The sequence below is a fragment of the Suilimivivens sp. genome (assembly GCF_037359455.1).
GTDB classification, from domain to species: Bacteria; Bacillota; Clostridia; order Lachnospirales; family Lachnospiraceae; genus Suilimivivens; species Suilimivivens aceti.
This window is the reverse complement of sequence record NZ_JAXXXI010000017.1, coordinates 1-23,837: the sequence shown is the minus strand read 5'-3', so window position 1 is coordinate 23,837 and position 23,837 is coordinate 1. Positions and strand designations below refer to the sequence as shown.

24 protein-coding genes, 1 tRNA gene and 1 pseudogene are annotated in these 23,837 nt (G+C 37.6%); 21 read left to right on the top strand and 5 right to left on the bottom strand.

The genetic code is table 11. The features are described 5' to 3' along the window. Nucleotides 1–6: 6 nt before the first annotated feature. The 5 genes from gyrB to dnaA form a co-directional block, all read right to left on the bottom strand. The gene (gene gyrB / locus WJQ40_RS02345) at nt 7–1,935 is read right to left on the bottom strand and encodes a DNA topoisomerase (ATP-hydrolyzing) subunit B (RefSeq protein WP_337537760.1); all 1,929 of its coding nucleotides are present in this window, start codon (nt 1,933–1,935) and stop codon (nt 7–9) included. A 29-nt stretch (nt 1,936–1,964) separates the two neighbouring features. After that, nucleotides 1,965–3,050 carry a DNA replication/repair protein RecF gene (recF, locus tag WJQ40_RS02340; RefSeq protein WP_262574377.1) on the bottom strand — a complete coding sequence of 362 codons (1,086 nt, stop codon included), beginning with the start codon at nt 3,048–3,050 and terminating at the stop codon, nt 1,965–1,967. Between the two features lie 8 nt (nt 3,051–3,058). Continuing rightward, complete coding sequence (locus tag WJQ40_RS02335; RefSeq protein ID WP_118798462.1) at nt 3,059–3,268, bottom strand: RNA-binding S4 domain-containing protein; 210 nt, start codon at nt 3,266–3,268, stop codon at nt 3,059–3,061. 26 nt (nt 3,269–3,294) lie between these two features. Next, nucleotides 3,295–4,404, bottom strand: a complete 1,110-nt coding sequence (gene dnaN, locus WJQ40_RS02330; RefSeq protein ID WP_337537759.1) for a DNA polymerase III subunit beta — start codon at nt 4,402–4,404, stop codon at nt 3,295–3,297. Between the two features lie 204 nt (nt 4,405–4,608). Beyond that, complete coding sequence (dnaA, locus tag WJQ40_RS02325; protein WP_118798460.1) at nt 4,609–5,967, bottom strand: chromosomal replication initiator protein DnaA; 1,359 nt, start codon at nt 5,965–5,967, stop codon at nt 4,609–4,611. Nucleotides 5,968–6,264: 297 nt separating this feature from the next. On the opposite strand from dnaA, the gene rpmH reads away from it, so the two are divergent. The 21 genes and pseudogenes from rpmH to WJQ40_RS02220 all read left to right on the top strand — a co-directional run bounded on the left by rpmH (nt 6,265) and on the right by WJQ40_RS02220 (nt 23,809). Next, nucleotides 6,265–6,399 carry a 50S ribosomal protein L34 gene (rpmH, locus tag WJQ40_RS02320; RefSeq protein ID WP_118798459.1) on the top strand — a complete coding sequence of 45 codons (135 nt, stop codon included), beginning with the start codon at nt 6,265–6,267 and terminating at the stop codon, nt 6,397–6,399. A gap of 45 nt (nt 6,400–6,444) precedes the next feature. Then, a complete protein-coding gene (gene rnpA / locus WJQ40_RS02315) occupies nt 6,445–6,822 on the top strand; it encodes a ribonuclease P protein component (RefSeq protein WP_262574372.1) in 378 nt (125 codons plus the stop codon). Between the two features lie 8 nt (nt 6,823–6,830). Next, nucleotides 6,831–7,040, top strand: a complete 210-nt coding sequence (yidD, locus tag WJQ40_RS02310) for a membrane protein insertion efficiency factor YidD (RefSeq protein WP_118798593.1) — start codon at nt 6,831–6,833, stop codon at nt 7,038–7,040. A gap of 41 nt (nt 7,041–7,081) precedes the next feature. Then, nucleotides 7,082–8,425 carry a YidC/Oxa1 family membrane protein insertase gene (locus tag WJQ40_RS02305; protein WP_262574371.1) on the top strand — a complete coding sequence of 448 codons (1,344 nt, stop codon included), beginning with the start codon at nt 7,082–7,084 and terminating at the stop codon, nt 8,423–8,425. Between the two features lie 13 nt (nt 8,426–8,438). Beyond that, a complete protein-coding gene (gene jag / locus WJQ40_RS02300; protein WP_262574370.1) occupies nt 8,439–9,062 on the top strand; it encodes an RNA-binding cell elongation regulator Jag/EloR in 624 nt (207 codons plus the stop codon). Nucleotides 9,063–9,129: 67 nt separating this feature from the next. Further along, nucleotides 9,130–10,515: a tRNA uridine-5-carboxymethylaminomethyl(34) synthesis GTPase MnmE gene (gene mnmE / locus WJQ40_RS02295; protein ID WP_337537758.1), complete on the top strand. Its 1,386-nt coding sequence runs from the start codon at nt 9,130–9,132 to the stop codon at nt 10,513–10,515. Nucleotides 10,516–10,528: 13 nt separating this feature from the next. Then, a complete protein-coding gene (locus tag WJQ40_RS02290; protein ID WP_337537757.1) occupies nt 10,529–11,350 on the top strand; it encodes a sugar phosphate isomerase/epimerase in 822 nt (273 codons plus the stop codon). Between the two features lie 43 nt (nt 11,351–11,393). Further along, nucleotides 11,394–12,098 (top strand): ThuA domain-containing protein, encoded by a 705-nt coding sequence (locus WJQ40_RS02285; protein WP_118798454.1) that lies wholly within the window; start codon nt 11,394–11,396, stop codon nt 12,096–12,098. A gap of 43 nt (nt 12,099–12,141) precedes the next feature. Next, entirely contained in the window at nt 12,142–14,070 is a 1,929-nt protein-coding gene (mnmG, locus tag WJQ40_RS02280) for a tRNA uridine-5-carboxymethylaminomethyl(34) synthesis enzyme MnmG (protein WP_337537756.1), read from the top strand. A gap of 1 nt (nt 14,071) precedes the next feature. Further along, nucleotides 14,072–14,800 carry a 16S rRNA (guanine(527)-N(7))-methyltransferase RsmG gene (gene rsmG / locus WJQ40_RS02275; protein ID WP_337537755.1) on the top strand — a complete coding sequence of 243 codons (729 nt, stop codon included), beginning with the start codon at nt 14,072–14,074 and terminating at the stop codon, nt 14,798–14,800. A 126-nt stretch (nt 14,801–14,926) separates the two neighbouring features. Further along, entirely contained in the window at nt 14,927–15,922 is a 996-nt protein-coding gene (locus tag WJQ40_RS02270) for a sensor histidine kinase (protein WP_262574363.1), read from the top strand. 38 nt (nt 15,923–15,960) lie between these two features. Further along, on the top strand, nt 15,961–16,608 hold the full coding sequence (locus tag WJQ40_RS02265) for a response regulator transcription factor (RefSeq protein ID WP_262574362.1): 648 nt from the start codon (nt 15,961–15,963) through the stop codon (nt 16,606–16,608). Between the two features lie 439 nt (nt 16,609–17,047). Further along, a complete protein-coding gene (locus tag WJQ40_RS02260; protein ID WP_118798449.1) occupies nt 17,048–17,815 on the top strand; it encodes an AAA family ATPase in 768 nt (255 codons plus the stop codon). 3 nt (nt 17,816–17,818) lie between these two features. After that, entirely contained in the window at nt 17,819–18,730 is a 912-nt protein-coding gene (locus WJQ40_RS02255) for a ParB/RepB/Spo0J family partition protein (protein WP_262574360.1), read from the top strand. Between the two features lie 38 nt (nt 18,731–18,768). After that, entirely contained in the window at nt 18,769–19,284 is a 516-nt protein-coding gene (locus WJQ40_RS02250) for a DUF4446 family protein (RefSeq protein ID WP_118798447.1), read from the top strand. Nucleotides 19,285–19,304: 20 nt separating this feature from the next. Further along, nucleotides 19,305–20,357 carry an HD domain-containing phosphohydrolase gene (locus WJQ40_RS02245; RefSeq protein ID WP_337537754.1) on the top strand — a complete coding sequence of 351 codons (1,053 nt, stop codon included), beginning with the start codon at nt 19,305–19,307 and terminating at the stop codon, nt 20,355–20,357. Between the two features lie 62 nt (nt 20,358–20,419). After that, nucleotides 20,420–21,697, top strand: coding sequence for a serine--tRNA ligase (gene serS, locus WJQ40_RS02240; RefSeq protein WP_262574358.1), 1,278 nt, complete (start codon nt 20,420–20,422; stop codon nt 21,695–21,697). A 28-nt stretch (nt 21,698–21,725) separates the two neighbouring features. Next, nucleotides 21,726–22,625, top strand: coding sequence for a DUF3881 family protein (locus tag WJQ40_RS02235; protein WP_337405533.1), 900 nt, complete (start codon nt 21,726–21,728; stop codon nt 22,623–22,625). A gap of 72 nt (nt 22,626–22,697) precedes the next feature. After that, nucleotides 22,698–22,769, top strand: a tRNA-Arg gene (locus tag WJQ40_RS02230). A 307-nt stretch (nt 22,770–23,076) separates the two neighbouring features. Continuing rightward, nucleotides 23,077–23,385, top strand: a pseudogene (locus WJQ40_RS02225) (ParB N-terminal domain-containing protein); the annotation flags it as partial. Between the two features lie 25 nt (nt 23,386–23,410). Next, nucleotides 23,411–23,809, top strand: coding sequence for a hypothetical protein (locus tag WJQ40_RS02220; RefSeq protein WP_262574354.1), 399 nt, complete (start codon nt 23,411–23,413; stop codon nt 23,807–23,809). Nucleotides 23,810–23,837: the final 28 nt, after the last annotated feature.

The following is a 23,837-nucleotide window of genomic DNA, read 5'->3' as shown; positions in this document are numbered from 1 at the left end:
AGAAAATTAAATATCAAGATTCTTTACAAATTTAGCATTTTCTTCAATAAATTCACGTCTGGGCTCTACCTTATCACCCATCAGAGTAGTAAAGGTAAGATCTATTTCAGATTCTGCTTCTTCGTTCATGGTAACACGGAGAAGTATTCTCTTCTCCGGATCCATGGTTGTTTCCCACAGCTGCTCCGGATCCATTTCTCCAAGTCCCTTATAACGCTGTATCTTATTATTCTGATCACGTCCAACTTCGGTAAGGATTGCATTCAGTTCATCATCACTGTAGGCATACCATACCTTCTTGTTTTTCTCAAGCTTATAAAGCGGCGGCTGCGCCATATAAACATAACCCTGCTTGATCAGCTCCGGCATAAAACGATAAATGAAGGTCAGCAGAAGAGTAGCAATATGTGCACCATCCACATCGGCATCCGTCATGATGATGATCTTATGATATCTTAACTTGCTGATATCAAAATCCTCATGGATACCGGTACCAAAAGCAGTGATCATGGCTTTGATCTCAGCATTGGCATAAATCTTATCCAGTCTTGCCTTCTCAACATTCAGAATTTTTCCACGAAGAGGAAGAATTGCCTGTGTAGCACGGCTTCTTGCAGTTTTGGCACTGCCTCCCGCAGAATCTCCCTCAACAATATAAATTTCACAGTTAGCAGGATCCTTATCAGAACAGTCAGCAAGCTTTCCGGGAAGACTCATACCCTCCAGCGCTGTTTTTCTCCTTGTAAGATCTCTTGCCTTTCTGGCTGCATCTCTTGCTCTCTGAGCCAGAATGGATTTTTCACAGATCAGCTTGGCAACTGTTGGATTCTGCTCAAGGAAATAAGTAAGCTGCTCACTTACAATATTATCAACAGCACTTCTTGCTTCCGTATTTCCAAGCTTCTGTTTGGTCTGTCCTTCAAACTGAGGATCCTCTATCTTAACGCTTACAATAGCTGTCAGACCTTCTCTGATATCATCACCTGTAAGATTGGTTTCACTTTCCTTCAGAAGCTTATTATTTCTCGCATAATCATTAAAGGTTTTGGTCAGTGCATTCCTGAAACCTACCAGATGGGTACCACCCTCCGGTGTATTGATATTATTTACAAAGCTGTAAGAGCTTTCTGTATAGGAATCATTATGCTGCATGGCTACTTCCACATAAACACCATTCTTTGTTCCTTCAAAATACAGAATATCCTGATAAAGAGGAGTTTTGCTTTTATTTAAATAAGTGACGAATTCCTTGATTCCACCCTCATAGTGAAATTCTCTTACAACAGGCTCTTCTCCCTCTTCCACACGAAGATCGGTAAGTACTATTTTAAGTCCTTTGGTAAGAAATGCCATTTCACGAAGTCTCTGCTTCAGAACATCAAATTCATAAACAGTAGTTTCCTGAAAAATAGTAGCATCCGGTTTAAAGCTTACCTTGGTTCCTGTTTTATCTGCCGGACACTCTCCATCTACCTTTAGTGGATAACATACATGTCCCTTTTCATATCTCTGCTTATATATTTTTCCATCCTGATAAATTTCTACCTCAAGCCAGTCAGAAAGCGCATTTACGACAGAAGCACCAACACCATGAAGTCCACCGGAAACCTTGTAGCCTCCACCACCGAATTTACCACCGGCATGAAGAATCGTAAATACAACCTCTACAGCAGGAATTCCTGATTTGTGATTAATACCTACCGGAATACCTCTTCCGTTGTCTATAACAGTAATTGAATTATCTTTATTGATGAATACCTGGATTGTATCACAATAACCTGCAAGTGCCTCATCTACAGAGTTATCCACAATTTCATAAACAAGGTGATGAAGTCCTCTTCCGGATGTTGAACCTATATACATACCCGGTCTTTTTCTGACTGCTTCCAGTCCTTCCAATATCTGAATCTGATCAGCTCCGTATTCATTACTCATAAAAAGAACTCCTATTCTGCGTTCTTACGCTAATTTTCACAATTCACTGTTCCATTTGTAACCTTAAAGATCTTGTTGATCTCGAAGCGGTTATTAATAAATTCATCAAGACCGGTACAGCTAATGATCGTCTGTATATTACCTATACTGTTAAGCAGATAATTCTGTCTGTTACTGTCAAGCTCTGACAATACATCATCAAGCAGAAGAACCGGTGTATCCTTGCTGATTTTCTTTACTAGTTCAATTTCTGATAATTTCAGAGATAAGGCAGCTGTTCTCTGCTGACCCTGTGATCCGTATTTTCTGATATCCACTCCATTTACAACAAAAGAAAAATCATCCCTATGAGGACCTGTCGTTGTCTGCTTCAGCCTGATATCCTTATCCTGGTTATATTTCATCTGTTTCTCAAAATCTTCTATACTGACATCCGGTTCATAAGCAATCACAAGCTCTTCTTTTCCACCAGACAGCTTTTTATGTATGTCAAAGATAATATCACCAAGCTGTTTTACAAACTGTTCTCTTCTTTCAATAATCTTACTTCCAAAGGAAACAAGCTGGGAATCCCATATATTCAGGGTTTCCTTTAATTCCGGCTGGAAATACATATCCTTCAGAAGCTTATTTCTCTGACCTATGATCTTGTTATAATGATTCAGATTGTAAAGATAAAAGCTATCGAGCTGGCATAGCTCCATATCAGCAAATCTTCTTCTTTCAGCCGGTCCATCCTTGATGATGCTTAAATCCTCAGGAGAAAAGAAAACTACATTAAGAAGCCCCATTAAATCTGCGGCTTTCTTAATTTTCTGCCCATCAATGGCAATTCCCTTTGATTTATTTTTTCGAAGATGCATATCCACCCTTGTCTCTACATTTTCCTTCTCAAGATAGGTTCTGATATGTGCTTCCTCTTTATCGAAATTTATAATTTCCTTGTCCTTGCTTCCTTTATGGGACTTCGTCGTAGCAGATACATAAATAGCTTCCAGAATATTGGTTTTTCCCTGGGCATTATCCCCATAAAGAATATTGGTACCCTTATCAAAGCTGATATTCAGCTCTTCATAATTTCTGAAATTTGCAAGCTCCAGTGATTTTATGATCATGTCTTTCCCTAACCTGTAATTTTGATACTGTTTCCGTCGTATTCTACAATATCTCCTTCAACAAGCTTCTTTCCCCTTTGTGTTTCGACCTGACCATTTACCTTTACAAGACCATCCTGAACAGCAAACTTGGCATCTACTCCTGATTCTACAAGTCCTGCAGCCTTCAGGGCCTGCCCAAGCTTTATATATTCTTCTTTTAATTTAATTATTTCCATTTTCTTTTACCCTAAACTTTTACTGATCATGCAACTGTAGTGAAGTTGACAGGCAGGATCAGATAAATATATTTCTCCTTGATATCCCTGATAAAGCAGGGAGCCTTGGGATTTACAAGATAGATATCAATTTCCTCATCATCGATGACCTTCAGGGCATCTATCATAAACTTTGGATTGAATCCTATCATTATATCCTTTCCCTGCTTGATAATATCAATTTCCTCATCCATGCTTCCTACTGTGGAATTTATTTTCAGCTCCATATTTCCGTCAGAAATACTGATGATGATAGGTTTCTTGTCCCCTTCCTTCACGAGAAGAGTTGCTCTGTCAATACATTCCAGAAGCTCCTTTTTATTCACAGTAACCTTTGTTTCATAATCACTGGAAAGCATCTGGTCAATCTTAAAATATTCCCCTTCAATAAGTCTTGAAACAACAACTGTCTTGTCAAACTCAAATACAATATGTTTACCTGTAAAGAATATAGAAACGTCCTTATCCATATCTCCGGAAAGGATTTTACTGATCTCATTCAATGTCTTACCCGGAACAACAACCTTTCTGGAAGGATAATGATTCTTGAGAATAATCTTACGGATAGAAATACGATGTCCATCCAAAGATACCACTTTCAGTATATCACCATCAATTTCAAATAGTTCACCTGTCATTAACTTGTTATTATCATTATCCGCAATGGAGAATATCGTCTGTCTGATTACTTCCTTAAGTGTGAACTGAGATAATACAATGGAATCAATTCTTTCAATGGAAGGAAGATAAGAGAAATCATCACCTGATTTACCAATAATGGTAAATTTTGCTTTCTCACATGTAATGTTTGTCTTAAGAGAAGAATCTGTAACAATCGTAATATCATTGTCAGGAAGCTTTCTTACAATATCAAGGAAAATCTTTGCATCAAGTGCTATCTGTCCTTTTTCAAGGATCTCTCCTTCAACAACAGTCTCAATTCCAAGCTCCATATCATTGGCAAGAAGCTTTATTTCACTTCCTGTTGCATCGATCAGGATACATTCAAGAATTGACATCGTTGTTTTGTTAGGAACTGCTTTTGCTACAATATTTACTCCATTTAATAGATTAGATTTACTGCATATTAATTTCATTTGTGTATAACTTCCTTTCCAAGAGATGTTGATAAATGTGACAGGCTTTAAGTTATTTATATATAAATAATTTAGTAATATAAATAGTAGTAGATGCTAATATGTGTATAACCTCTTTATTATACTATTTTTCAGGAAAAATTGAAATGATAACCGTGGGGATAATCATTTTTAAGGTGAGGATAAACCCTTAATTATTCACATCTAAGCAGGATTGATTTTTTTCATAATGACATCAATTCTGTTTTTAAGCTCTTCATTCGTCTTGATATCCTCAGTAATTTTGTCAATTCCGTGGATAACTGTCGTATGATCTTTCTTATTCAGTGATTTAGCAATACTTTGCAGAGATTCATCAAGAAGCATACGGCAAAGGTACATACAGATCTGCCTTGGAAGAACAAATTCAGAGTTTCTTCTTTTGGATACGATATCCTCCGGTTTGATTCCAAAATGCTCTGCTACTATATTGATAATAAGCTGAGGTGTTACCTGTCTGGAGGCATCCGGTGAGATAATATCCTTCAGGGCTTCCTTTACATTGTCCAGTGTAATCTCTACATTATTTAATCTGGAATAGGCAATTACTTTATTGTAGGCACCCTCCAGTTCTCTTATGTTTGATTTAATATTTGTGGCAATATAGTCAAATATATCTTCGCTTATTACCTTATTATAATTCTCTGCATTTTTCTTCAGAATAGCCATCCTGGTTTCATAGTCAGGCGGCTGTATATCGGCAATCAGTCCCCATTCGAAGCGGGAACGAAAGCGTTCTTCCAGAGTTTCCAGCTCCTTTGGAGGCTTATCAGAGGAAAGGATGATCTGTTTGCCGGCGGAATGCAGTACATTGAAGGTGTGGAAAAATTCTTCCTGTGTACTTTCCTTTCCTATTATGAACTGTACGTCGTCGATCAGAAGCACATCTACTGTCCTGTACTTTTCCCTGAATTTGTTCATTTTTGCAGCGTTACCACTACGGATAGATTCAATAACTTCGTTGGTGAACTGCTCAGAGGTAACATAAAGAACCTTTCTATCAGGATTCTGATCAAGAACAAAATGTCCGATAGAATGCATAAGGTGAGTTTTGCCAAGTCCGGGACCTCCGTATAAATAAAGAGGGTTATAAGCTTCTCCGGGTGATTCTGCTACAGCAAGAGAAGCGGAATGTGCGAATTTATTGTTATTACCTACAACAAAGGTATCGAATCTGTATTTTGGATTCAGATTGGCATTTTCATAGTTGATATTGTAAACGGTACCCGGCTGGGACATCATTTCATCATTGTTATTATTAACATCTGATTCCAGAACAAAGGAAATATCATAGGTATGATCCATCATTTCAGAGATGGTTACCTGAAAATAGCTTTTATATTTTGAAGAAATATATTTCAGGGCATGTGCCTGATCAGAAGGAATCATGATCGTTACTACATCATCCCTGACACTGTGGAAGGAGAGAGGCTTAACCCATGTATTATAGGAAATATCGGAAAGATCATATTCATTTCTCAGTGTTTCTTTGATTAAATCCCAGTTCTTTTCAATAAAATCCATAATACTTCCCTCATATAAATATAATGTAGAAACAAATTTCCTCACATACTATATTAATATAAAAGGGTTTAAATTTCAATCGGGAATCTTATCCTCAAAGTTTTCCACAATTTATCCACAAATTGTGGATATGATGATATCCTATATTTTTTGTTGATAACTTTGTGGATAAAAAAAGCGCTGTTTTTCTTGACGGAAGCAGTTTCTTCTTATATAATCTTAAATGATATTTTCACAAGAACCAAATATTTGTTTACCTTAAAATAGATTAAGGTTTCGTAAAGGAGGTGTATCGTAATGAAGATGACATTCCAGCCTAAGACAAGACAGCGTTCAAAGGTTCATGGTTTCAGAGCCAGAATGAGTACTCCCGGTGGAAGAAAAGTATTAGCCGCTAGAAGAGCTAAAGGAAGAAAAGTATTATCAGCATAAGGCCGCATTATGTGGCCTTTTTTTTCACGGAGGTCTTTAAAAATAATGCAGTTTTCCGAATCATTAAAAAGAAATTGTGATTTCCAGAATGTTTACAGAAATGGCAAATCTTATGCCAACAAATATTTGGTCATGTATGTAATGGAAAATAATTCAGAGAGAAACAGACTGGGAATATCTGTCAGTAAAAAAGTAGGAAACAGTATTATAAGACACAGAATAACAAGATTGATAAGAGAAAGTTACAGACTACAGGAAAATATATTTAATAGTGGTTTAGATATAGTAGTCATAGCCAGAAACAGTGCTTCTGCCATTACCTATCAGGAGACAGAAAGCGCTTTATTACATCTTGCAAAGCTTCATCATATTATAAATATGAAGAAACTGGAAGCAGTAGACGGTGTTGATCCGCATATTTGAAAAATGAAATGAAAAAAATATTGATTTTATTGATTCTTTTCTATAGAAAATATATTTCTCCTCTCAAAAGTACGAAATGCCCTTACTTTCCTACCTGTTCGGAATATGGACTTGAGGCTGTAGAAAAATATGGTGCTTTTAAGGGGGGATTTCTTGCTTTATGGAGGATTATCAGATGCAATCCCTTTTCAAAGGGAGGCTATGATCCGGTTCCGTAAGGACAGGCTTCTATAGGAGAATAAATCAGGAGGAGCAAATTTTGTCAGGAATTATATTAACCCCATATGATGGTGCTATTTTAGGACCAATCGCCAAAGTATTAGGTTATCTTATGGAGGGTATTTTCTTTGTACTGGACAAGATTGGAATTCCCAATGTAGGTCTTTCCATTATCCTGTTCACCATTGTTATATATCTTCTTTTAATGCCTCTTACGATCAAGCAGCAGAAATTCAGTAAGCTTTCTGCCAAGATGAACCCTGAGCTTCAGGCAATCCAGGCCAAGTACAAGAACAGAAAAGATAATGATTCCATGATGGCCATGAATGCGGAAACTCAGGCAGTTTATGCTAAGTATGGTGTATCACCTTCCGGAAGCTGTGTCCAGCTTCTGATTCAGATGCCTATCCTGTTTGCACTGTATCGTGTTATCTATGCAATGCCTGCTTATGTAACAAAAATCGGAGATACATTCCGTGTACTGGCAGATCAGATTATTGCTACAGATAAGGGAAGCTTTTTATTAAATTCAGAAACAAGTACGATTTCCAGTGCGGTAAAGATGTACAGTAAGAGTCTGGATACTAACCTTTCCAATGGAATCATTGATGTACTGAATAAGCTTTCTTCTTCTGACATGAGTGAGATTTCAGCACATTACAACCTTGCAGATCTTACTTATAATGGACAACTGATCTTAAGTAATGATTCCACAAGAGGTCTGATCGATACTTATAATAATTTCCTTGGTATCAATATTGGAAACTCACCTTCCTATATGGTAAGCCAGGCATGGAATCATCCGGATGGAATTCAGTGGCTTGGATTGATCGTAGCAGTGATCATTCCTGTACTTTCTGCACTTACACAGTGGATCAACACTAAGCTGATGCCACAGGCTTCTACAGGAACAAGTGGAAATGCACAGCAGGATTCCATGGCACAGTCCATGAAGATGATGAATACAATGATGCCTCTTATGTCAGCATTTTTCTGCTTTACACTTCCTGCCGGTATGGGACTTTACTGGATCGCGGGTTCTGTTGTAAGAAGTATCCAGCAGGTAGTGATCAATAAGCACATTGATAAGATGGATATTGATGAGATTATTAAGAAAAATGAATCAAAGAGAGAAGAAAAGCTGAAAAAAGCAGGGATTGATCCTAAGACATTAAACAAAAATGCAACGATCAATACAAGAAATGTAAATGCAGCTCCAAAAAAGTCAATGACACAGAAGGCTGCTGTAAAATCTGTTTCAGATAAGGAAAAGAATGAGGCAGCAAAGGACAGTATAGGAAGCTACGCAAAGAATGCAAAGCCTGGTTCTCTTGCAGCCAAGGCCAATATGGTAAGAGATTATAACGAAAAGAATAATAAATAGGGGGTAAGGAAATATGGAATTTACTGAATTTTCTGCAAAAACTGTTGATGATGCTATCACTGAAGCGTGCCAGAAGCTGATGGTTCCCAGTGATAAGCTTGAATATGAAGTAGTAGAAGAAGGTTCTTCAGGCTTTTTAGGAATTGGCGCCAAACCTGCTATCATCAGAGCAAAGGCAAAATCTTCTGTAGCCGATGTGGCAAAGGATTTCCTTAAAGATGTATTTGAGGCCATGAATATGGCAGTTGTTGTTGATGTAAAATACGATGAAGAGAATAAAAACATTGACATCGAGCTGAGTGGAGATGAAATGGGTGTACTGATCGGTAAGAGAGGACAGACACTGGACTCCCTGCAGTATCTGGTATCTTTAGTTGTAAATAAGGATTCTGAAGAATATATAAGAGTTAAGGTTGACACTGAGGATTACAGAAAGAGAAGAAAAGAGACTCTTGAAAATCTTGCAAAGAATATTGCTTATAAGGTTAAGAGAACAAAGAGAAGTGTATCTCTGGAGCCTATGAATCCTTATGAAAGAAGAATCATCCATTCAGCGCTTCAGAATGATAAATATGTTACAACCCACAGTGAAGGAGAAGAGCCTTTCAGAAGAGTTGTTGTTACTTTAAAGAAATAAGACGCTGAAAGCTGGGGCAGATATCATATTTGCCCCGGCTTTTTCTTTTAAATAGAAAAGGAAAAAAATGTATAATTCAGATACAATTGCGGCAATTGCAACCGGTATGACAAATTCAGGAATTGGAATCATCAGGATCAGCGGATCAGAATCTTTTGCTGTAGCTGAGAGAATTTTTTTACCGGCAAATAAAAATATTAAAATAAAGGATGCAGAAAGTCATACGATTCATTATGGCTTTATTAAGGATGGAGAAGAAACTGTTGATGAAGCTATGGTAAGTGTCATGAAAAGTCCAAGAAGCTTCACAACTGAAGATACAGTAGAAATTAACTGCCATGGTGGTATGCTTGTGATGAACAGGATATTGCAGCTTGTGATAACGAATGGAGCCAGACTGGCAGAACCGGGTGAATTTACAAAACGTGCTTTTTTAAATGGAAGGATCGATCTTTCAGAAGCAGAAGCAGTTATGGATGTGATTTCTTCCAAAAATGACATGGCACTGAAAAGCTCAGTAGGACAGCTTCGGGGAAAAGTATCAGAGAAGGTAAAGCAGCTTCGTTCTGATATTATTTATGAGATTGCATTTATAGAATCTGCACTGGATGATCCTGAACATATCAGTCTTGAGGATTATCCTGACAAATTGTTGATAAAAACAGATTTTTTAATAAAAGCTGTGGATAACCTACTACAGTCTGCAGACAGTGGAAGGATCATGAAGGAAGGGATCAAAACTGTCATTGTTGGAAAACCAAATGCCGGAAAGTCCTCACTTCTGAATATTCTTGCCGGTGAAGAAAAAGCGATCGTTACGGATATTGCAGGAACAACAAGGGATGTTCTGGAAGAAAATATCAATCTTCATGGAATCAGCCTGAATGTGATTGATACTGCAGGAATCCGTGATACAGAGGATACTGTGGAAAAAATCGGTGTGGAAAGAGCCAGAAAGGCAGCCATGGACGCGGATCTTATTATTTATGTAGTAGATGCATCGGTTCCCCTGGACGGCAATGACCAGATGATTTTTGAAATGATCCATGATAAAAAATCAGTGATCCTTCTGAATAAAACAGATCTTCCTTCTGTTATTAAAGAGGATGATCTTCTTAAAATGGCAGGAAAGGATTCTGTTATGATAAGAACCTCAACAAAGGATGCTACAGGAATTGATCTTTTTGAAAATACAGTAAAGGACATGTTTTTTAAAGGAAAGATCAATCCGGATCAGGAAGTGGTCATTACTAATATGCGTCATAAGGAAGCATTGCTTCGTACACTGGAAAGCTTAAAGCAGGTAAAGCAAAGTATTGAAAATCATATGCCGGAAGATTTTTATTCCATTGACCTGATGAGCGCTTATACTTCTCTTGGATCTATTATTGGAGAAGAAGTTTCAGACGATCTTGTAAACGAAATATTTTCCAAATTCTGTATGGGTAAGTAGAAAGGATAAAAAGATGAAAATAGCTGTTTTTTATGATCATATTGAAGAGGCGGCAAGGCAGAATCATATTAAACCAGTAAAGAACATTTATAAAAATGTAAGATCCTTTGGCATAGATGCTGTAGAGCTTGATTATGAAAGGGCTGTAAAGGAAGAAGCTTCTCTTTTCAAAAATTTAAAGGAAGCAGATTTTTCTGTAAGCTGCATGTATGGATTTTTTGATTTTGCTCATGGGAATACAGTGGAAGATGGAAGGAGAATGGTTGACTTTGCAGAAAAGCATGATATCAGAAGGATAATGCTGATTCCTGGTTTTTTGAAGAAAGTCGAGTTTATCCCCTTTCTTTATCAGAAAAAATTAGATAAAATGATAATGGCTCTTAAGGATATCTGTGAATATGCTAAGAGAAGAAATATCATGGTCGTACTGGAAGATTTTGATGGAAAGGAAGCGCCTTTTGCCACTGCAGAACAGCTTTCTGTTTTCTTTAAAAGAATTCCTGATCTTTATTGTGCCTTTGACACAGGTAATTTTCTTTATAGCGGAGAAGATTCCCTGAAAGTTCTTCCGCTATTTATTGACAGGATCCGGCATGTCCATTGTAAGGACAGAAGCTTCACTGCAAAGGAAGGAGAGGAACCGAAGGAAACTGTTGATGGAAAGAAAATGTATTCCTGTGCAGTAGGAAGTGGATGTATCCAGATGAAGGAAATTCTGGATCAGATCATTGCAAGTGGATATGATGGATATTTATCAATAGAGCATTTTGGATCCTTAGATCAGTTATCAGATATGGAAAGCTCAGCAGCTTATTTAAAAAATTTCTGTTTATGACCTATGACCGTCAGAATAGATAAAATTGTGAGGATTGTCTGTTATGATAAGAGTAACAATATGGAATGAATTTGAAGAAGAAAAAATGTATGAAGAGGTTAAAAAGATTTATCCGGATGGAATTCATGTATGTCTTTCAGATTTTCTTTCTAAAAATGAGGATATGCAGGTCAGATGTGTGACTCTGCAGTCAGAGGGACAGGGACTGACAGAAGAAATTCTGAAGAATACAGATGTACTGCTCTGGTGGGGCCATCAGTCTCATGATAAGGTAACAGATGAAAATGCAGAAAGAGTGAAAAGACATGTTTTGAATGGCATGGGGTTCATTCCACTTCACGCGGCTCATTACAGCAAACCGTTAAAGCTTCTTCTTGGTACTTCTATGACACTGCGCTGGAAGCATGGTGAAAGGGAAAAGCTGATCTGTATCAATCCCTCTCATCCTATTGCAGAAGGAATTACAGAACCTGTATTTCTGGAGGAAGAGGAAATGTACGGAGAGTATTTTGATATTCCAAAGCCTGATGATATTGTATTTCTTGGATGGTTTTCCAATCAGGAGGTTTTCCGGAGCGGATGTGTATTTTTAAGAGGAAATGGAAAGATCTTTTATTTCCAGCCGGGACATGAGGAATATCCTACTTATTATAATCCGCAGATACAGAGGATCTTAACCAATGCAGTAAGATGGGCTGTGCCTGTAAACCGCAGAAATGAAGATTTTACCTGCATTGAAGTTAAATAGTTTTCAAGTTTGTTTTCAGGAAGAAATGAGGATATAGATTTCCATGTTAAAAACTTCTGGTATCAGAGAAAAAGTTGATGTATGTGTAGTTGGTGCCGGTCATGCAGGCTGTGAGGCAGCGCTTGCCTGTGCAAGGCTTGGTCTTGAGACTGTTATCTTTACAGTGAGTGTGGACAGTATTGCTTTGATGCCCTGCAATCCTAATATTGGTGGTTCCTCCAAGGGACATCTTGTCAGGGAGCTGGATGCACTTGGCGGAGAGATGGGTAAGAATATTGATAAGACCTTTATTCAGTCAAAGATGCTGAATGTTTCCAAAGGTCCTGCTGTTCATTCTCTTCGTGCCCAGGCAGATAAAGCAGAATACAGCAGAGCTATGAGAAAGGTTCTGGAGAACCAGGATCATCTTACTATCAAACAGGCAGAAATCTGCGAGCTTCTCTGGGAAGAAAATACAAATTCTGATGACAATGCCACGAAGAAGATTGTCGGTGTGAAAACCTTTACTGGTGCCATTTATGAATGCAGGGCAGTGGTACTCTGTACAGGAACTTATCTGAATGCAAGATGTCTTTGTGGTGAAGCAATTACTCATACAGGGCCTAATGGTTTGATGGCAGCGACTCATCTGACAGCTTCTCTGGAAGAGATGGGTATAGAGATGAGAAGGTTTAAAACAGGAACACCTGCCAGGATGGATCGAAGAAGTATTGATTTTTCCAAAATGGAAGAACAGTTTGGTGATGAGAGAGTTGTTCCCTTTTCTTTTTCTACCAATCCGGAGGATGTACAGATTGACCAGGTGTCCTGTTATCTGACTTATACCAATGAAAGAACGCATGAGATTATCAGGGCAAACCTGGACAGATCTCCTATTTATGCAGGAATTATAGAAGGAACCGGACCAAGATACTGCCCTTCAATTGAAGATAAGGTTGTTAAATTTGCCGAAAAAGAAAGACATCAGGTATTTATGGAGCCGGAGGGACTCCATACAAATGAAATGTACGTAGGAGGTATGTCCTCATCACTGCCGGAGGATGTACAGCTTGCCATGTACCGGACAGTTCCAGGACTGGAGCATTGCAAGATTGTAAGAAATGCCTATGCGATTGAGTATGATTGTATCAATCCAAAGCAGCTTTATCCTACTTTACGTTTCAAGGATGTGAAAGGACTCTACAGTGGTGGTCAGCTGAATGGAAGCAGTGGATATGAGGAAGCTGCTGTTCAGGGATTTATGGCCGGTGTGAATGCGGCCATGTTTCTTCTTTCGAGAGAGCAGATCATCCTGGACAGATCGGAAGCCTACATAGGAGTTCTGATCGACGACCTTGTAACAAAAGAAAATAATGAACCTTACAGAATGATGACTTCAAGGGCTGAATACAGACTTCTTCTCCGTCAGGATAATGCAGATCTCCGCCTCCGGGAAAAAGGATATCAGATCGGACTTATCAGTGAAGAGCAGTATCAGTCACTTCTGAAAAAGAAACAGATGATAAAAGAAGAAATCTGTCGTATGAAGGAGCATACGGTAGGTGCTTCTAAGGAAAATCAGGATTTCCTGATAAGACATAACAGCTCTACATTGAAAACAGGAAGTAATCTGGCAGAGCTTGTATGCAGACCGGAGCTTAGCTATGAGATTCTTTCTGAAATTGATCCGGACAGACCTTCTCTTCCTGCAGATGTAATTGAACAGGTAGAGATTGAAATTAAATATGAAGGATATATTGAACGTCAGCTTCGACAGGTAGAACAGTTTAAAAAGATGGAAAGAAAGAAGATTCCTGCTGATATCGATTATGACAGTGTACCGAGCCTTCGAATTGAAGCAAGACAGAAGCTGAAAAGCTTTCATCCGATGTCAATTGGTCAGGCATCCCGGATTTCCGGTGTATCACCTGCAGATGTTTCTGTTCTTCTGGTTTATCTGGAACAATATAACAGGAAAGATAAGGTAGAATAATTTGAAAAAAGATTTTTCACAGTTAAAAAAAGATTTGAATGAGTTTGGAATAGAACTTACTGCAGAGATGGAAGAGCAGTTTCTTTTATATTACAATATGATCATTGAATGGAATTCTTTTATGAATCTGACAGCAATTACAGATTTTGATGAAGTATTGAAGAAACATTTTACAGACAGTGTTTCTTTGATCCGTGCTATTCCGGATCTTGGAGAAAAAAAATACAGAATGATCGACATAGGAACGGGGGCAGGATTTCCAGGTATTCCTCTGAAAATTGTTTTTCCAAATATTTCTGTTGTTCTCCTGGATTCATTGAATAAAAGAGTAAATTTTCTGAAGGAAGTGATTAGTAAGCTGCAGCTTACGGACATTACTGCCGTGCATGGAAGAGCAGAAGATTTTGCCCAAAATAAAGAATACAGAGAAAGCTTTGATCTCTGTGTTTCCAGAGCAGTTGCCAATCTGGCTACCCTGTCAGAATATTGCCTTCCTTTTGTAAAAAAGAATGGCCGATTTATTTCCTATAAGTCAGAAAAGGTTTCAGAAGAATTTGAGATTTCGGGGAAAGCCATTTCTGTTCTTGGCGGCGAGTATGAAAATCAGGTTACCTTTGAACTTCCAGATTCGGATATTTACAGAAATCTTTTTGTTATAAAAAAGAAATCAGCTACACCGGGAAAGTATCCAAGAAAAGCAGGACTGCCTTCAAAGGAACCAATTTCTTAAATATGACATTAATGTCATATTATATGTTCTGTGGTAAGTATAAGAAAAATTTTTCTTTTCTTATTGTCGAAATTAGTATATGATAGAATATATTATTTTTATATTCTTAGATTAGGATAATATCTCATGAATGATGATCAACTGAAGACCTTGGATGAGCTTTTAAAAGATAGGCTTCAGGAAAAAAAGAAAATTGAAAAAGAACTATCTAAAAATCTTAACCGTATTAAAGAAATTGATACCTTCTTAGATTCTATGACAGAAGCATCTGATTTTAAAGTTTTTTCTCCAAGAACAGCAGAAAGTTTACATAGGGAAGAAATCAAAGAAGTCAGAGAGGAAAAAGATAAATTAGAAATCGATAATGATTCCTATTATAAAAAGATAGGAAAAATAGAAGGAGATATTGAAAGAATTTCTTTTTTAATCGAAGAGCATAAGAAGACAAAGGGTAATCTTCATTTAATTATCCTGGATATGCAGGAAAAGGAAAGAGGAAGAATTGCCAGGGAGTTACATGACTCTTCTATTCAAAATCTTACTCATTTAATTCATGGTCTGGAATTATCTTCTTTATATATTGATAAAGATCCAATTCAGGCTAAACTCGAATTGGAAAGCTGTTCACAGACACTAAAAAAGGCAATTGATGAGATTAGAGATACGGTGTTTGATTTAAGACCAATGTCCTTTGATGATCTTGGTTTTAATCAGTGTATAGAAAATCTGATTGATACACTGAAAACTCAGAACCCAGAATTTACTTTTATATCTGATGTTGATATTTTTGATACAAAGGTAGAAAAGGATCAGAAGAATTATCAATTATTTTTGGTATCAGTATACAGGATAGTTCATGAAGCATTGTTAAATGCAGTAAAACACTCCAAAGGTTCCAAAGTTGAATTATCTATTAAAAAAACAGATGATCATCTGGTTATCAAAGTAATTGATAATGGAAAGGGATTCGTTAAGGAAGAAGGCTGTCCGGCAGATAAACATTTTGGCATATCAGTTATGCAGGAAAGAGTATTTCTTCTTGGCGGTATCTTTGAGATAAATTCTAATATTGGGGAAGGAACAAGAATATTTATTTCTTTTCCTTATAATTTTTCATCTTAATAATTTTAGCTTTTCTTATCTTGGAGGAATAAAAACATATGATTAATGTAATGCTTGCAGATGATCATGTTTTGATCAGAGAAGGTATTAAACAACTGCTTGAATTTGATGGATCAATGAAAGTAATTGCTGAGGCAAGTGATGGAATTGAGTGTCTTGAAAAATTGAAGAATGTAAAACCCGATATTCTTCTTCTTGATATTAATATGCCGAATATGAATGGAATTGATGTATTGAAGGAATTAAAGGAGAAGAATGATCCTCTCAAAGTTTTAATACTGACAGTACATAGTGAGGTAGAGTACCTTGTAAAGGCAGTTGATATTGGTGCTAATGGATATATTTTAAAAGATTCCGGATCTGCAGAGTTAAAACAGGCTATTAATGCTGTTATTGATGAAGGATCTTATATCCAGCCTAATTTAATTCCTGCTCTTAATTCCAGATTGATCAACAGGGATATGGATAGGGAAAAGCTTGCATCACTTACAAAAAGAGAGGTAGAGATCCTTACACAGGTTGCCTGTGGTATGTTTAATAAAGAAATTGCTGTGAATTTGAATATCAGTGAAAGAACGGTTAAGAATCATATCTCTAATATCTTTAAAAAGATAGATGCTTCGGATAGAACACAGGCTGCAGTATTTGCTATCAGGAATAATATTGTTAATCTTTATGAAAATTAATAATAGAAGATAATGATTAATGAAGAGACACTATCATGGGTTCTGGTAGATGTCTCTTTTTTGCTATATATATGAAAAATGACCTGATTGATCGGATCCTTTTTAAGTGATATTTTGATTAATAATAATGTTTCACGTGAAACATTTCTAAAGCTAAAAAAGAAAACACAAGATAATGTTTCACGTGAAACATTTTAATACAAAATCTAGTAGTAAGAACCTGTGAAACATTAAAATCAGAAGAAAAAAGGTCGTGAAACATTGATTATATGTAGCTTATTATCAAAAACGCTATACTAGATATAGGGGTTAAAAAATTGAAAAATACAAGTTTTTAAATCCGGTAGAATAAAAAAATAAGAAGTGATATAATCATAAAGTACGAAAAATTGAAAAAGAGAGAAGAGTTCTGACCAAAAGAAAGGACAAAAAGCTAATTATGGGAAGAGTGATTGCAATCGCAAATCAAAAGGGAGGAGTAGGAAAGACTACGACTTCTATCAATTTATCAGCATCTCTGGCTGAGAAAGGAAAATCGGTTCTGGTAATAGATACAGATCCTCAGGGAAATACAACAAGTGGATTTGGTGTAGAAAAGAATGATCTTGATAACACAATATATGAATTGATTTTAAGTGAGTGCTCTATCAAGGAATGTATTTTAAATGATGTTATTCCCGGAGTATCAATTATTCCTTCCAATGTAAATCTGGCAGCTGCCGAGATCGAATTGATAGGTGTAGACAGAAAGGAATTTATACTGAAGAGAGAAGTAGAGTGGATAAGAGAAAGTTATGATTATATTATCATAGATTGTCCTCCTTCTTTAAATATGTTGACAATTAATGCTATGACAACTGCTGATACAGTTCTTGTTCCTATTCAATGTGAGTATTATGCGTTGGAAGGATTAAGCCAGTTAATACATACAGTAAATCTGGTTAAAGAAAGACTGAATCCGGATCTGGATATGGAAGGAGTTGTATTTACTATGTATGATTCTAGAACAAATCTTTCTATGCAGGTTGTTGAAAATGTTAAAAGTCATCTAAATCAAAAGGTTTTTAAAACATTGATTCCTAGAAATATCAGGTTAGCAGAAGCACCAAGCTATGGACAACCGATCAATATGTATGATTCAAAATCAGCAGGTGCAGAAGCATATATGTCATTAGCAGAAGAAGTGATAAATAGAAAGGAAGATTAAAGTATGGCAGCTAGGGGATTGGGAAAGGGACTGGATGCTTTAATACCGGAATCACTCGGTAGTGTCAGTTCCAAAAAGGCGGAACCTAAGGCAAGGCAGGAAAAGACAGAGAAGCTGGAAGGAGAAACGATTGTAAATATTACAAAGGTGGAACCTAACAGAGAGCAGCCCAGAAAAAATTTTGATGAAGATGCACTGGAAGAACTGGCTGAATCTATTAAACAGTTTGGACTTTTGCAGCCGATCCTTGTACAGGATAGGAAAAGCTATTATGAGATCATAGCCGGAGAGAGAAGATGGCGTGCTGCAAAAAAAGCAGGGTTAAAAGAGGTTCCTGTTATAATCAAGAACCTAACAGATCAGGAAATTGTTGAAATATCCCTGATTGAAAATATTCAGCGAGAGGATCTGAATCCTATTGAAGAAGCACAGGCATACAAGAGACTGTTAACGGAGTTTAACCTGAAACAGGACGAGGTAGCTGACAGGGTATCTAAGAGCAGAACTGCTGTTACAAACTCCATGCGTCTGCTTAAGCTCTGTGACGAAGTTCAACAGATGATAATTAATGGCATGATCTCAACCGGTCATGCAAGAGCTTTAATTGGAATTGAGGATCCGGAAGAGCAATATAATATTGCACAGAAAATTTTTGATGAGAAATTAAGTGTTCGTGACGTAGAAAAGCTGGTAAAGAATATTGGTAAACCATCAACCACAAAATTAAGAAAACCAAATGAAACAGACAAGAGTCTTGAAATTATTTACCAGGATATTGAGGACAGACTGAAAGAAAAACTGAGTACAAAGGTTTCAATTAGCGGTAAAGGAAATGGTGCAGGAAAAATCGAAATTGAATTCTACAACCATGATGACTTGGACAAGCTCGTTGATATGCTCACAAGACAAAATTAATATCAGAAAAAAATTGACAGAGAAAGGTACAAAAGAAGATGAATAATTCCTTTTTAAGCAGTTTGGGATTAGGAAATCTGGATCTGGGAATTGTCATTACTGTCATGCTCATAGTCATTATTCTGTTGATCATATGGAATATTATAAACATGCGGGCTATTTCTAAAATGAAAAAGAAATATGCAAGGTTCATGACAGGTAAGAGTGCGAAGAGTCTTGAAGATGAAATATCAGGTCTCTTTGAGGATAACCGGTTTCTGAAATCATCCATTGAAAAAAATAAAAAAGATATCCATACTTTATATAAGAGAATGGAATCAACCTTCCAGAAAATTGGAATAATTAAATATGATGCGTTTAATCAGATGGGTGGAAAGCTGAGCTTCAGTCTTGCCCTTCTGGATGAGAATAACAACGGATTTGTTCTGAATTCGGTACACAGTGCAGATGGTTGTTATTCCTATACAAAAGAAATCATAAACGGAGAATGTGCAATCTCTCTTGGTGAAGAAGAAAAACAGGCATTAGAGATGGCAATGGAAAAAACAGAGTAAATCGGAGTAATTGAGGTAAGATGAAGCTTTGTAAGATACAAGAATTAACAGGCGGAGAAATTCTGGCAAAGGATATTCTCACATCAGAACTTAAGGTACTTCTTTCAGCAGGAATTGTTTTAAGACCGGAGTATATTGCAAAAATAAACAGTCTGGGAATAACAGAGGTTTATATTGAGGAAAAGCTGGAAGAGAAGAATGAAGTGCTGCTTCTGAAGACGAGTCTGGAGAATGAGTTCCATGATAAAGTGAAGCATATCATGGAAAGACATTTGTATTCAAAAAATAAAGAACTGATGAAACTGTCTGAAACAGCAGATCATATTATTATGAGTGTGCTGGAAGAAAACAGGATCGTTGAAAAAATTTATGATATTAAGGAGAGAAGCTCAGATATCTATGAGCATTCAGTGAACGTATGTTCACTTGCAACACTTACAGCACTTCGGATGAAAATTGACAAAAGTACAGTTCATGATATTGCTGCCGGATGTCTTCTTCATGATATCGGACTTAGGTATCTTCCAATTAATTATGTAAACAGAAATGTTCATGAGATGACAGAAACGGAAGCAGCAGAATATCGAAAACATCCGGTGTATGGATATGTGGCACTGAAGGATGAGGATTGGATTTCAGGTCTGGTAAAACAGATCGTTCTTTATCATCATGAAAGAAAAGACAGAAATGGATTTCCAATCAGACCGGCAGAGGTTCGAAAGGAAATTGGAATTGTAAGTGTTTGTGATGTTTTTGATGAAATGATCTGTGGGATTGGCTATCGGAGAGAAAAGGTTTATCAGGCAGTAGAATATCTGAAGGCATATAGAGGAGTTTCTTTCGATTCAGATATCGTAGATATTTTTTTGGAGTTTGTAGCCGTTTACCCGGTAGGAAGCAAGGTTCTTCTGAATAATGGAAAGAAGGGAACAGTACTGAAGCAGAGTAAAGGGTTCCCGGATAGACCGGTGATCAGACTGGAAGCAAGCCAGGGTGATAATGGATCTGCAGAGGATAGAATCATAGATCTTACGCAGAAAACGAGCATTTTTGTAGAAAAAGTACTTGAATAAAAATAGGTTACATAATAACATTACAATATTAAAAGCGTATTTTATAGAGAGGAGTCTTTATTATGATAGACATCAAATTTTTAAGAGAAAATCCTGAGGCAGTGAAAGAAAATATCAAGAAGAAGTTTCAGGACAGCAAGCTTCCCCTTGTTGATGAGGTAATCGCTTTGGATGAGGAAAGCAGAAAGACAAAGCAGGAAGCAGATGACCTGAGAGCAAACAGAAATAAGCTCTCCAAGGAAATCGGAGCGTTGATGGCACAGGGAAAGAAGGAGGAGGCCGAAGCCAGGAAGGCAGAGGTTGCTGCAGGTGCCAGGAGACTGGTAGAACTGGAAGAGAAAGAAAAGAAACTGGAAGAAAAGGTAACAAAGATCATGATGGTAATTCCCAATATCATCGATCCCAGTGTTCCAATCGGTAAGGATGATACGGAAAATGTTGAAATTACCAGATACGGTGAGCCTGTTGTTCCTGATTTTGAAATTCCATATCATACAGAAATCATGGAAAGATTTAATGGTATTGATCTTGACAGTGCGAGAAAGGTAGCCGGAAACGGATTCTATTATCTGATGGGTGATATCGCAAGATTACATTCGGCAGTGATTTCTTATGCAAGAGATTTTATGATTGGCAGAGGATTTACTTATTGTGTACCTCCCTTCATGATCAGAAGCAATGTAGTAACCGGTGTCATGAGCTTTGCAGAAATGGATGCCATGATGTATAAGATCGAAGGTGAGGATCTTTATCTGATCGGAACCAGTGAGCATTCCATGATCGGTAAGTTTATCGATACTATCGTTCCCGAGGCAGAGCTTCCCAAGACACTTACCAGCTATTCACCCTGCTTCAGAAAAGAAAAGGGAGCACATGGTATTGAAGAAAGAGGCGTTTACAGGATCCATCAGTTTGAGAAGCAGGAAATGATCGTTGTCTGCAAGCCGGAGGATTCTGCAATGTGGTTTGATAAGCTGTGGCAGAATACTGTAGATCTGTTCCGTTCCATGGATATTCCGGTAAGAACTATTGAGTGCTGTTCCGGAGATCTGGCAGATCTGAAGGTGAAGTCCTATGACGTAGAAGCATGGTCACCCAGACAGCAGAAGTATTTTGAGGTAGGAAGCTGTTCTAATCTTGGTGATGCACAGGCAAGAAGGCTGAAGATCAGAGTAAATGGCGAAAACGGAAAGTATTTTGCACATACATTAAATAATACAGTGGTTGCTCCTCCGAGAATGCTGATCGCATTTCTGGAGAATAATCTTCAGGCAGATGGAAGCGTGAAGATTCCTGAAGTTCTTCAGCCTTACATGGGTGGTATGAAGGAAATCAGATAAATTAAAGACTGATTAAAGAAAATGGGAGGTGAAATTCTTGCATAAATATCTGAGAGCGATTGGCTTCAGCAAAATAAAAGACAGGAAAGAACTGCAGAAGATCCTGACAGATATTGTGGTGAACGGAACAGACAGAGCATATACTTCCAACGGAGAAAAGACGCTTCTTGCTGTTTTTGGCATGGATTTTGCCGAGAGGATGGGAATAGCAGTCTGTGGAGAATTCGATGAAGATGACAGGTTCACATTTGACTACTATTTCCCCTACTTTAAAGGGAACATGATCAGTTCAGAGGAAGATGTGACTGTAGAGCGGCATGCTGCGCAGGAAAGCTATGCCGGAGTCTGCGATGATGTAAAGATCGGCGTTTCTTTGATCTTCTATTTGCAGAATATGGTTACTTATATCAAAGTCCAGAATGCCGGGATGCTGCCTGTCCAAGGAACGACACTGACACTTTCTGCGCTTTCCACGCATGGGGTGATCATGATGCCCCTGATGAAAACAGAAAAGGATCTGATCAAAAACAGAAATACATCGATCAACAGAAGCCAGCTTATTAATGCTGCCAGAAAAGGTGACGAAGAAGCGATTGAAAGTCTGACTCTGGAGGATATGGACACTTATACGACCATTTCCAGGAGAATTCAGCAGGAAGATGTATTCAGTCTGGTTGATACCTATTTCATGCCCTATGGCGTGGAATGTGACCAGTATTCTATCCTGGCAGAGATCGTGGACTGCAATCTGGTTAAAAATAAGATGACCGGAGAAGAAATCTATCAGATGACCCTGAATTGTAATGATCTTATTTTTGAGATGTGCATCAATCAGGAAGATCTCTATGGAGAACCAGCAGTAGGACGGCGGTTCAAGGGTATGATCTGGATGCAGGGCTATATTAATTTCCCAAATGAAAATGTGTAGAGAATGTGTGTAGTGGCGAAATTACTGTTGCGAGCGGTTCATAAATATGCTAAACTAAACAGGTATGAAAATGTTCCCATAGTTAAATGGATATAACAAGCGCCTCCTAAGCACTAGTTGTGGGTTCGATTCCCGCTGGGAACGTTTTACAGAGCAGTAATGATTGATGAGATCATTGCTGCTTTTTTTGTGTCTTGGGTGGAAATTTCCACCCGGAATTGAAAAAACAGAAGGATTTCATCCACCCAAAATAAGATTTTGCCACCCATTTGAAAATTATGATTTTCCACCCGGATGTGTGGCATATGGCGTAGGGAAGAAAAAGGGTTGTCAATGGATGTAAATTTGGTTTTCTTGTCTGTACGATTCAGACCTGAGAAAGATAGATGCTCAGATTAGATGTAACAAGTCTAGTCTGGGCATTTTTTGTCCAGGAGAAAAGGAGGATTACATGGAAGTACGAAAAGAAGATCAAAGAGATCCAGATGAGAAAGTCGTTGAGATAGAGATTGAACGGCTCAGAGACTTTAAAAATCATCCATTCAAGGTACAGGCAGACAGTCAGATGAAAGAGTTACAGGAATCCATCAAGAAATATGGGATTCTTAATCCTCTGATTGTAAGACCGAGACCGGAAGGATTTTATGAAATCATTTCAGGTCACAGAAGAAAGTATGCAGCACAGCAACTGAAATATACAAAGGTCCCTGTCATTATCAGATATATGATTGAGGAGGATGCCATTATTTCAATGGTAGATAGAAAATTCGTAGGAGAATGGGAACATGGACAAAAAGAATGATTACATACAGTTACCGCCAATGAAAAAAGATACCTCAGCGGATGTGGTCTCATTTATTTGGGAGTATATGAAACTTCCGGAAGACGTGCGCAATAAAGTAAAGTCAGAGATGGATGAGATCCATGAGCACTGCAGGGACAGTGAATTTCAGAAGCCAGATCTGTATGATATCGTTTCCAAAGAAGAGGTAGCAGGATTAGAGCAGAGTATGCAAAAGATATTCGCTGATATCATCACAGAGGTCAGCAGCATTGCCTGCTGGGTGTATGTGGAGAAATATGTGCATCATAAATCTTTGCAGGAAATGCTGGCAGAACGGAAGGATGTAGATAAGTTTATTTTTGCAGTAGATACATGGTTTGAAAAACTGATGGAGAAATAATCTAGGAAAATAGTTTAAAGTTTACATG

Bases quoted from the DNA above. Each gene is read 5' to 3' on its own strand.
- gyrB (WP_337537760.1), bottom strand. From the start codon at position 1,935: ATGAGTAATGAATACGGAGCTGATCAGATTCAGATATTGGAAGGACTG.
- recF (WP_262574377.1), bottom strand. From the start codon at position 3,050: ATGATCATAAAATCACTGGAGCTTGCAAATTTCAGAAATTATGAAGAG.
- WJQ40_RS02335 (WP_118798462.1), bottom strand. From the start codon at position 3,268: ATGGAAATAATTAAATTAAAAGAAGAATATATAAAGCTTGGGCAGGCC.
- dnaN (WP_337537759.1), bottom strand. From the start codon at position 4,404: ATGAAATTAATATGCAGTAAATCTAATCTATTAAATGGAGTAAATATT.
- dnaA (WP_118798460.1), bottom strand. From the start codon at position 5,967: ATGGATTTTATTGAAAAGAACTGGGATTTAATCAAAGAAACACTGAGA.
- rpmH (WP_118798459.1), top strand. From the start codon at position 6,265: ATGAAGATGACATTCCAGCCTAAGACAAGACAGCGTTCAAAGGTTCAT.
- rnpA (WP_262574372.1), top strand. From the start codon at position 6,445: ATGCAGTTTTCCGAATCATTAAAAAGAAATTGTGATTTCCAGAATGTT.
- yidD (WP_118798593.1), top strand. From the start codon at position 6,831: ATGAAAAAAATATTGATTTTATTGATTCTTTTCTATAGAAAATATATT.
- jag (WP_262574370.1), top strand. From the start codon at position 8,439: ATGGAATTTACTGAATTTTCTGCAAAAACTGTTGATGATGCTATCACT.
- mnmE (WP_337537758.1), top strand. From the start codon at position 9,130: ATGTATAATTCAGATACAATTGCGGCAATTGCAACCGGTATGACAAAT.
- WJQ40_RS02290 (WP_337537757.1), top strand. From the start codon at position 10,529: ATGAAAATAGCTGTTTTTTATGATCATATTGAAGAGGCGGCAAGGCAG.
- WJQ40_RS02285 (WP_118798454.1), top strand. From the start codon at position 11,394: ATGATAAGAGTAACAATATGGAATGAATTTGAAGAAGAAAAAATGTAT.
- mnmG (WP_337537756.1), top strand. From the start codon at position 12,142: ATGTTAAAAACTTCTGGTATCAGAGAAAAAGTTGATGTATGTGTAGTT.
- WJQ40_RS02270 (WP_262574363.1), top strand. From the start codon at position 14,927: ATGAATGATGATCAACTGAAGACCTTGGATGAGCTTTTAAAAGATAGG.
- WJQ40_RS02265 (WP_262574362.1), top strand. From the start codon at position 15,961: ATGATTAATGTAATGCTTGCAGATGATCATGTTTTGATCAGAGAAGGT.
- WJQ40_RS02260 (WP_118798449.1), top strand. From the start codon at position 17,048: ATGGGAAGAGTGATTGCAATCGCAAATCAAAAGGGAGGAGTAGGAAAG.
- WJQ40_RS02255 (WP_262574360.1), top strand. From the start codon at position 17,819: ATGGCAGCTAGGGGATTGGGAAAGGGACTGGATGCTTTAATACCGGAA.
- WJQ40_RS02250 (WP_118798447.1), top strand. From the start codon at position 18,769: ATGAATAATTCCTTTTTAAGCAGTTTGGGATTAGGAAATCTGGATCTG.
- WJQ40_RS02245 (WP_337537754.1), top strand. From the start codon at position 19,305: ATGAAGCTTTGTAAGATACAAGAATTAACAGGCGGAGAAATTCTGGCA.
- serS (WP_262574358.1), top strand. From the start codon at position 20,420: ATGATAGACATCAAATTTTTAAGAGAAAATCCTGAGGCAGTGAAAGAA.
- WJQ40_RS02220 (WP_262574354.1), top strand. From the start codon at position 23,411: ATGGACAAAAAGAATGATTACATACAGTTACCGCCAATGAAAAAAGAT.